Here is an 8707-nt window from a genome sequence, read left to right as displayed (position 1 = left end):
GTTCTCTCAGACAGAAAGGCGGAAGACCCTCAGTGGGATCGCGCGGCACCTGATGAGGATCGAACCCAAAGCTGACTACAGTCAGCAGCACTGAACCTGCTTGTGGTTACATTAGCCAGGAACCGTTTATTTTTTCCTCACGAGAAGCGCGGAATGAGCAATCCATATGCCCTTTGCGGGAGCATTTTCCTGACAGGACATTTGGGCTCCGCACAGGAAACCACAGCCACCTTACAACTGGCATTTTTATAAAAAGCGCCATCTCATCAAAACATATGCGTAAAACTGAAAGACTGGCGACGTGTCGCAACATGATAGGACCGCTGCGCTCATACCTTTATGTCAGCACTCCATATCGCACAGAGCGTCATCTTTTACCTCAAAAATGATTTTGAGCCTGGCTTTTGATAATTTGGCCCTTCCGAAATATTTGCCTACTTCCGGGATTTGGCAGAAAGAGTGGTTATGTCGGAAGCGCAAACCATTCTTATCCTCCTGGCCATGATCGTTATAAGCAGCCTGACGGTACGGCTGCTTTCCAATCGGGTTCCAGCGCCTCTGGTCCAGATCTTTCTTGGAATTATTGCGGCTGTGCTGGGACTGCATATTGGACTGAAACCAGGTCTGTTCATGCTGGTTTTCCTTCCGCCATTACTCTTCACAGACGCTTTTCGCATGCCGTTACGCGAGTTCTCCGAACTGCGGAGCGTGATCCTGTTTCTGGCGTTTGGGCTGGTGGTTATCTCAACCGTTCTCTGTGGCTACGCCATTCACTGGATGATTCCGGCAGTCGGTCTGGCTGTGTGCTTTACACTTGCCGCCGCGCTTTCACCAACGGATACCGTCGCAGTTTCCAGTCTCATTGCGGGGCGGCGTGTCTCGGAACGCCTTATCCATATTCTGAATGGCGAGGCACTGTTCAATGATGCCTCCGGCCTTGTCTGCTTTCATTTTGCGATGATTGCCGCGATGACGGGGGAGTTTTCATATCGCCAGGCTTTCAGTTCATTTCTGCTGGTCTCCTTCGGAGGGCTGTTCATCGGAGCGGGAGTGGCGTGGATGGCCGTGCGGGCTGAGCGTATTCTTCTGCGACGTGGATTTGACGATCCCCTCATGCAGGTTCTGATGATCGTCCTTCTGCCGTTTGGCATCTATCAGGCTGCTGAAACAGCGCATGCCTCAGGCATTCTGGCGGCAGTCGCAGGATGCATGGTAATCAAACTGACCGGCGTTTCAGACGAGGCTGCGACCGCGACCCGCCTTCAGGCGAGTACCGTACTGGAGACCGTAAGCTATGTTTTCAATGCTCTGATCTTCCTGTTGCTGGGGCTTCAGCTTCCCTGGCTCCTTAACGCCGGTGTCGAACTGGCGCATGAACACAGTGCTCATTTCTGGCAACTCTCCCTGCTTGTCGCGAGCGTCTATGCGATCATGTTCGTGATCCGGTTTTGTGGGATCTCGATTTCTGTCATCCGCAGATGGGCCATGGCCCGCATGTCACATCGAGCCTTTGCGTTCCCGCATTTTCTCGAGATCGTACTGCTGGCATTTTCCGGTGTGCGCGGGGCCGTAACTCTGGCTGCCGTACTCTCGCTGCCAGAAGCGGGGATTGATCCCGAAGCGTTTCCCGAGCGCAGTTTCGTTATTACTGTGGCGACAGGGGTGATCGTGCTGTCCCTTGTCATGGCGGCTGTCGCCATTCCGCTCTGCATCCGTTTCCTGCCACGGGATCTGGCAGACAAGCACGCCCTGGAAGAAAGCCTTGCCCGCCAGCGTCTGCTTCAGGCCACCCTGCAACTCCTGCATAATGAACAGAGCCGGGCCGAGAAGGACCGGAGTGAAGCGCTCGACAGGGCGGGTAGCGATCATGTTGCCGAGGACATGAGACTGGAGGTTCTGGGACGTCTGCTCCAGACGTATGAGAACCGTCTCAGCCAGATCGATGGCCCGATCCAGTCCCCGGTTCTGACACGCACGACGGCCCTGCGTCGTGAACGCATCGAACTGGCCCTGCGCCTCGTCGTTCTTCGTCTGCAACGACAGACACTGCATGCCCTGCTGGATGCGCGCGACATCAATGACCAGACTGAGTGGGATATCCAGCGTGAGCTGGATTATGAAGAACAGGTCATCCGTAGTCGCGTGCAGAGGCTGCCCCAGGATATCTGAAACCTGCGCAGCATGTCCGTTTGCGGCGCAGGGCAGTCCCCTAAGGGAGTTTTCTTCATCGCAGGACAAGTTTGGTGATGATGTCGGTCAGTTTTCCAAAAGGCGGCTGAAGCAGTGTGGCTGCATTGAAACGACCCTGTTGATACACCCCACGGGCATGGGTCAGTGCGATGAAACCTTCTTTTCCGTGATATGCCCCGATGCCGCTGTCCCCCACGCCACCAAAAGGCAGGTCATCCTGCGCAAAATGCAGCAGGGTACCATTGAGGGTCACGTTGCCTGAAAGCGTGTGCTTCAGCACCTTGTCGCGCGAGAGACGGTTGTCGCCAAAATAATACAGTGCCAGCGGACGGGCGCGGGCGTTGATGAAGGCGATTGCTTCATCGAGTGTGCGGTATGTCAGCACGGGCAGGACAGGGCCGAAGATTTCCATCTGCATGATCGCCATCCGGGGAGTGACGTTCAACAGCAGGATGGGGGCGAGGACATGGCTGTCACTTGAGTCACTGCCCAGATGGATGGCCAGTGCGCCCTGTGCCTCGGCATCACGAACCAGATGGGTCAACCGCTCGTAATGATGCTGGTTGAGGATGGCCGTGTAATCCGATGATCCGGCGTAGCCATCCGGATACAACGTCCTTACGGTCTCCTGATAGGCGGTGGCGAAAGCGTCCTGATCGTCTTCATGCAGCAGGATATAATCCGGTGCAATGCAGGTCTGTCCGGCATTGGTCAGCTTTCCAAAGGCGACCCGGCTGGCCACCCGCTGCATGGAAAAACCGGGTTCGATCACCACGGGGGATTTTCCGCCCAGTTCGAGCGTAACGGGCGTCAGGTTGCGCGCTGCGGCAGCGGCGACCTTCTTTCCAACCGCAGTGCTGCCCGTGAACAGGAGATGATCGAATGGCAAAGCCGAGAATGCTGCGCCTACGTCAGTATCGCCTGTAATTACCGAAACCTGTTCCGGAACAAAAACGGACTGAACGATCTTCTCGATGACCGCTGAAGTGGCAGGGGTAAGTTCTGACGGCTTGATCATGGCCCGGTTGCCCGTGGCAATCGCCGTAGCCAGCGGGATCAGGGCAAGGGAGACCGGATAATTCCAGGGTGCGATGATTCCCACCACGCCGACTGGTTGGCGGATGACCCATGCGCGCCCGAACCTGAAATAGGGAGAAACATGGCGGCGTTCCGGCTTCATCCAGCGTCCCAGATGCCGGATCATGTAATTGATGGACTGTACCAGCGGGATCAGTTCCACAATGGCGCTTTCGCGTTCTGACCTCTGGCCAAAATCCGTTCTCAGCGCCTGCACGATATCAGTGCGCCGCTTCAGGATTTCGGCTTTCAGACGTCGCAGATCGGCCCGACGCTGTTTCGGGCCGGGTGGGCCCCGACGAAAGAACGCAGCACGCTGCTGGTCGAGAATCCGGGAGAGATCGGAGGATGTGGCAGAGGCTGAAACAGTATCGGACATGGCGTCCTCCATGTTTACAGAAGAAACTTATGAGGGCAGGATATGGAGCAGAAGAGGCTGGCGTCAATAAAAGTTTCTCCTGTAAACATGGATCTCACGGATGAGTGAAACGAAGGACCGCTCCTACCATCATGGCGATCTGCGCCGTGCGCTGATCGACACAGCTCTCGCCATGCTGGCCTCCGACCAGAGCTGGACCTTCACGCTGCGGGAAGTTGCGCGGCGTACGGGGGTCAGCCACGCAGCCCCTTACAAGCATTTTCAGGACAGGGAAGAACTGCTGCGGGAACTGGCCCGGATCGGTTTCATCCAGCTTGGAGAAACCATGACCGGGGCCATGTCTGCGGAGGGTTGTTCCGTGCGGATGCAGTTCGTGGCCGGGGCACAGGCCTGCATCGATTTCGCGCTTGCCTGTCCCGGTCTTTACCGACTGATGTTCAGTTCTGATGTCGACAAGACCGTAGATCCGCATCTGCATGACGCGGCGATGCACACATTCGGGATTCTTCTGCGACTTCTGGAAGAAGGGCAACGGGATGGCAGTTTCCGGACCGTGGCCATCAACGCCCTGGCGGCGGCCAGTTGGGCGCAGGTGCATGGGCTGGCCATGCTGGCGATCAATGGCCAGCTTCTGGAAGAGAAGGTCGGGGCTTCCCCGGTTCGCGCTGCACTGGATGTTCTTCTGGACGGAATGTGTCGCAGGAATTAATCGGCCTGCGTACTGAGGTCCGTTTCAAACGGAATGATGTGATTGACCTGCGGGGCAATGTTCGTTTTGAGCAGAGCCTGCAAGGTCTCGACACGGCCGACATCAATCCCCTGAAGCGTGATCCGCTTTTCAAGAAGAATACCTGTATCGACCGGCCTCTCAAAACCGGTTAGCATGCCCATCAGCGAGATCAGCACCCATTCCGTGCTGTGGAAGCCACGCTCTCCGTAGAATATCAGTCTGAATAAAAAATATCATTAAGAGATTATTACGGTATCCGACGCTGAAACTTGCCTGGGATACATCCGAATTGTTGCGGAAAAGTCGCGCTGAAATGGCTCACGTTGCTATAACCAAGTTCTGTCGCCGTTTCTGTTGCTTTCCATTTCCGGATCAGCATGAGCCTCCGGTCGATGGAGATATGGGATTTGTAGCCAAAAGACGGGATGACAAGAGCCGTAGAGGGGATCGTCCCGGTACCCTGTCTGTCCTGAAATCGGGATATAGGCTGCCTCATGGAGTGAGCGGTCAAAACGTGTAGACCGGGGCGTAATCGCCCCAGTCTGTGTCCGCTTCCCCTGAGTCGCCCGGTTGTTCATGCATTCGGAACAGGGGTAGCAGTGCCTGCTCAGCGGATCCTGAATAGTTACTGATTTTTTCCCGCCGCTGCGCACTGGTTTTCGAGCGCATCTTCACCTGAAGCGGCGCATTGTGCCATCAGCTTTGCAGCAGTGATGCTGTCTTTTCCCTTGAGAGCGTTGGATATCCGGTAAGGCAGGAAACCGGTATTGCCCATCGCTTCCTGTTCCGTGGCCATGTATTTTTCGGCGTTTTCCGTACGTCCGGCGGCCGAGAGCTGCATGCCCCATTCCGTTGCAATCTGGAAGGTGACGTCGTCGCGCTGGGCTGCAGCGGATAGGATACGGACGGCAAGCTGTTTCTGTCCCGTGGCGGCCGCAGTTTCGTATGCCAGAAAGGCGTAATACTCGCTGTTATTGACCGGGCGTCCGATGCGCGACAGGAATTGTTTCGCATCGCTCCACTGTTTGCTGGTCACTGCATCGCTTGCCTTGTCGAGCAGATCGATCTGGGACAGGAGCGTGATGACGGGGCGGCTGTTGACCCAGGCCTGCAGCGGTGCGCGGGAGAGAGTGACATGGGTGCGGACCGGGTACGCCTGCCGCAGATAGGCGGCGAGGGCGCTGCGACGTTCTTTTGAATGAGGGTGCTGCTGGGCAACGGTATTCAACCCGTCGACCAAAGCACCGCCAATGGCGTCGTCAGCATTTGCTTTCAGGGTGAAGTTGTCCTGGGTGAAGCTTTTTCCGCCTGTTTTTTCCTGAGTGGCTTCTTTCTGTTCATCCTGTTCGTCTTCGCTGACCAGGACGTCCATTACGTCGGATGCGGCGCTGATGGAGTAGCCGGCGCGTGCCATCAGATCGATGGCCAGGGCGTCGGCCTCTTCTTCCTGTCCGCGGCTCCATGATGGGAAAATCGCTGTATCCGTGAAGATCTTGGCGCCCATTGAAGACAGGAGCGCCGTGCCCGCGCTGCCTGCCGCACCGGCACCTGCGGCAGCCCGACCGATGACGGTACCCCATTTCATGGCGCTGAAGGCGTAGTTCTTCGTAGCCTTGTTGGAACGCTGGGCAGCCGTGTGGCCAAGAAGGATATGAGACAGTTCATGCGCCAGGACGAAGGCGAGGGCGTCTTCTTTCTGGATGTCCCTGTTATTGTGAAAATACTGGATCAGGCCGGTATTGAGGAAAATCGCACCGCCGACCGAGACATCGGATGTGAAGGCATTTTCCGGCACAAGCCAGACGCGGGCTTCCGGACGCGGGCCTGTCCAGGTGGCAAGCAGTCTGTCCACGATGCCTTGAGGATAGGCCGTGATGTCCGGTGCCCTGAGAATGCCGCTGATGTTGTTGTTGGCCGGAGAGAGCTGCGCCTGTGTTGTCGAAACCTGGGGGTAGGACGCGGGGGGATGGACCTGATCGATCATGCGACCCTTCGTCGGGACCTCGCTGCCTCCCACGCAGGCAGTAAGTGTGAGAGACAGTCCCAAGGCCGTGGAGATACGAATGAAATTTTTCATGAATCAGCTTCCGTGGCAGTTGCGGCCGAGATTATTGGTGGCGCCCCCGACTTCGTCCTGAGACGCAGCGCCTATCCTGACGCAGTGCGTGGGAGTGGGAGGCGCCGCTTTCATGTCCGCTTCCACGGAATCTTCCGTAACGAAAACAGAACCCTTGTCGGTTCTGACTTCCAGCATGTCCGTATCGGGGTTTTTGGAAATAACCGGGTGGCCGATCAGGGCCTTGGCATCAATCTGCGAGAGCGCGTTTCCATCGCTGCCATAGGTCTGGATGGACGGCGTGTGATAGGTGCCGGTGATCAGGGGCTGGCTGGCGGCCTGGCTCGGTAAGGCCATGAATACTGGTGCGGCAAGCAGAATTGCCGCCAGAGCGGCGCGGTGGAATACGGCTTTCATTCCTGAAAACCTCCTTTCGTTTTCCATAAATGTCATGTGGCGTTTTTCGTCGTCAGTTTTTTCTGCAAGAAATCTGCGGCGTCATTGATGGCCTTGCAGACGGGTTCGACGAATTTGTTGCGTTCCTCGGCTTCTTCTCCGTTGTCACTCGTGGCGAACCAGAGCAGCAGCAGGCCGATCCAGTCGGCGTCTGGCCAGCGGAATACGGTCTGATTGAGGGTGAAACCAATGGCCGACAGGCTGCCGAGGAAGAAAAGCTGGCTGATGAGGCTGCGTTCTGCCGCCTCGCCGGGTTCGGGTGTTTGACGGGGTTTCAGCCCCCAGGTTCCAATGAACAGCGCGGAAACGCAGAGCCAGATTCCGATGAGGTTAGGGAGGGCCTGCATGGTGAAATCCCTGGAGGCGGCAAGGCCGATCATTACGAGAGCTGCGATGGCACAGAGGGTGACGCGCAGGGGCGGGCTGTCTCGCAGAGATGTACGGAAATCCTGAAACAGGCTGCTCTCCGAGCGGTGTTTGCGGAAATTCTGCAGGAACGGGACAGGAAAGTGCGGGGTATGTCCCGAGGGATCCTTACGGCGAAAGGCCCCACGGAGGGCGAACAGGAACCAGATGGCCCCTTCCAGCAGTTCGGCGCGATCAGGGCGGAAGCCGAAAATGCTGTGATCATCGGAAGGTTCGTGGAAATATCTGCGCCCATAGGTGACGAGGTTGTCGAACGCCATGGCATGGACGACGACGCCGGGCATTCTGCCAAGCAGCGGAATGTTCGTGTCGTCGTGCTGGTCGCGGATGTCCGAGCCGTAGAACACGGCGCGCCCCGCGAGAAGACTGCTGAGAGCAGGGCTTCCGGGAGGGGCGTTGAGAGCACTGTGAGAGAGTTGTTCTGCACCGATGACGAGCGGGTAGAACGCGAATTGACGATCTCCGCCGATGGTGTGGAAAAACAGGTAGGCTACGCCAAGGCGCAGGGCTGCGCCGAGGCGGGTACAATGGAAAATCGGATGATCTGCACAGTCATTCTGCCAGAACTCACTCTGATCGCTCACGAGGGACTGAGCGGGATCGGCGTGCAGGCCCCAGTGAATGATCATGGGTGAGGAAAAGTCGGCTGGGGAAATGTTCCCGCACCGGGCAGCCCAGGTGGTGTGGCAAAGAGTGGAGTAGAAGGCCCAGGCAGGATTGACGGGTTCCGGCTCTTCCTTTTCAGCTTCGTTCTTCTTTTCCAGTGAGGATTTTTCGCCCTCCTCCTCAAACAGGGGATAGGCTCCCGAGGCTTCCAACCCGTTGCTGTAGACCTGCCAGGCGCGTAGTTGCGGGGGCAGTTCAGACTGTTCGTGACCGGCTTCCCCACGGGCGAAAAGGATCGGAATCCCCATTGCGCGGGCACGGTCCAGGACTGGGCGAAACGTTTCGAAACTTTCACCGGGTTGTTCGCGCATCATCCGGAAATCGACAAAAATGGCAGCGGGATGACCATCCAGGATGTGATTCAGGATAGAGGCATGGCGGCTGTAGGAAAGCGGGAAAGCCGTTCCGAAATGATCCAGGGTGGGATCGGATATTTCCACAACGGCGACGCGTTTATGCGTTTCAGGGCTGCCCATACCGTAAAACGGGGTGGTAATGGCGTTGAACAGAACGGCTGAAGTCTGTTTGGTGGCTGTTTCAAGCCCAAGGGGGTCCAGACATTTGTAAATGAAGAAAAACACCATCATGACCAGAACATAAACGAAACGCTGCCTCCATCCGGAATGGCGTTTTTCTGATGGAAGCGGATGTGTCATTCAGTCTGCCTGGGTGTCTCTTGTTCGTGACTGCCTCTGCCGGGCGCAGCGGTCGCCTTTTTTCTGTTTTA

7 protein-coding genes and 1 pseudogene are annotated in these 8707 nt (G+C 56.9%); 2 read left to right on the top strand and 6 right to left on the bottom strand.

Features of this window, described 5'->3' with window-relative positions:
- Positions 1 to 465: 465 nt before the first annotated feature.
- On the top strand, positions 466 to 2169 hold the full coding sequence (locus tag ABF859_RS13105; protein WP_415528151.1) for a Na+/H+ antiporter: 1704 nt from the start codon (positions 466 to 468) through the stop codon (positions 2167 to 2169).
- A gap of 55 nt (positions 2170 to 2224) precedes the next feature.
- Here ABF859_RS13105 and ABF859_RS13100 read toward each other — a convergent pair whose 3' ends face one another.
- Positions 2225 to 3658, bottom strand: a complete 1434-nt coding sequence (locus ABF859_RS13100; RefSeq protein WP_415528150.1) for a coniferyl aldehyde dehydrogenase — start codon at positions 3656 to 3658, stop codon at positions 2225 to 2227.
- An 88-nt stretch (positions 3659 to 3746) separates the two neighbouring features.
- Here ABF859_RS13100 and ABF859_RS13095 point away from each other — a divergent pair, with 88 nt between their 5' ends.
- Entirely contained in the window at positions 3747 to 4355 is a 609-nt protein-coding gene (locus ABF859_RS13095) for a TetR/AcrR family transcriptional regulator (protein WP_415528149.1), read from the top strand.
- Here ABF859_RS13095 and ABF859_RS13090 read toward each other — a convergent pair.
- The 5 genes and pseudogenes from ABF859_RS13090 to ABF859_RS13070 all read right to left on the bottom strand — a co-directional run bounded on the left by ABF859_RS13090 (position 4352) and on the right by ABF859_RS13070 (position 8636).
- The gene (locus ABF859_RS13090; protein WP_415528148.1) at positions 4352 to 4552 is read right to left on the bottom strand and encodes a hypothetical protein; all 201 of its coding nucleotides are present in this window, start codon (positions 4550 to 4552) and stop codon (positions 4352 to 4354) included. The genes ABF859_RS13095 and ABF859_RS13090 overlap by 4 nt on opposite strands.
- A 155-nt stretch (positions 4553 to 4707) precedes the next feature.
- Positions 4708 to 4842, bottom strand: a pseudogene (locus ABF859_RS13085) (IS5/IS1182 family transposase); the annotation flags it as partial.
- A 159-nt stretch (positions 4843 to 5001) separates the two neighbouring features.
- Positions 5002 to 6453 carry a M48 family metalloprotease gene (locus ABF859_RS13080; protein ID WP_415528147.1) on the bottom strand — a complete coding sequence of 484 codons (1452 nt, stop codon included), beginning with the start codon at positions 6451 to 6453 and terminating at the stop codon, positions 5002 to 5004.
- A gap of 3 nt (positions 6454 to 6456) precedes the next feature.
- Positions 6457 to 6849, bottom strand: coding sequence for a hypothetical protein (locus tag ABF859_RS13075; protein ID WP_415528146.1), 393 nt, complete (start codon positions 6847 to 6849; stop codon positions 6457 to 6459).
- Positions 6850 to 6881: 32 nt separating this feature from the next.
- Entirely contained in the window at positions 6882 to 8636 is a 1755-nt protein-coding gene (locus ABF859_RS13070) for a hypothetical protein (RefSeq protein ID WP_415528145.1), read from the bottom strand.
- Positions 8637 to 8707: the final 71 nt, after the last annotated feature.

The organism is Gluconobacter sp. (assembly GCF_047722525.1).
Classification (GTDB): Bacteria; Pseudomonadota; Alphaproteobacteria; order Acetobacterales; family Acetobacteraceae; genus Gluconobacter.
The sequence above is the reverse complement of the archived record's forward strand: the minus strand, read 5'-3'. Positions and strand labels throughout refer to the sequence as shown.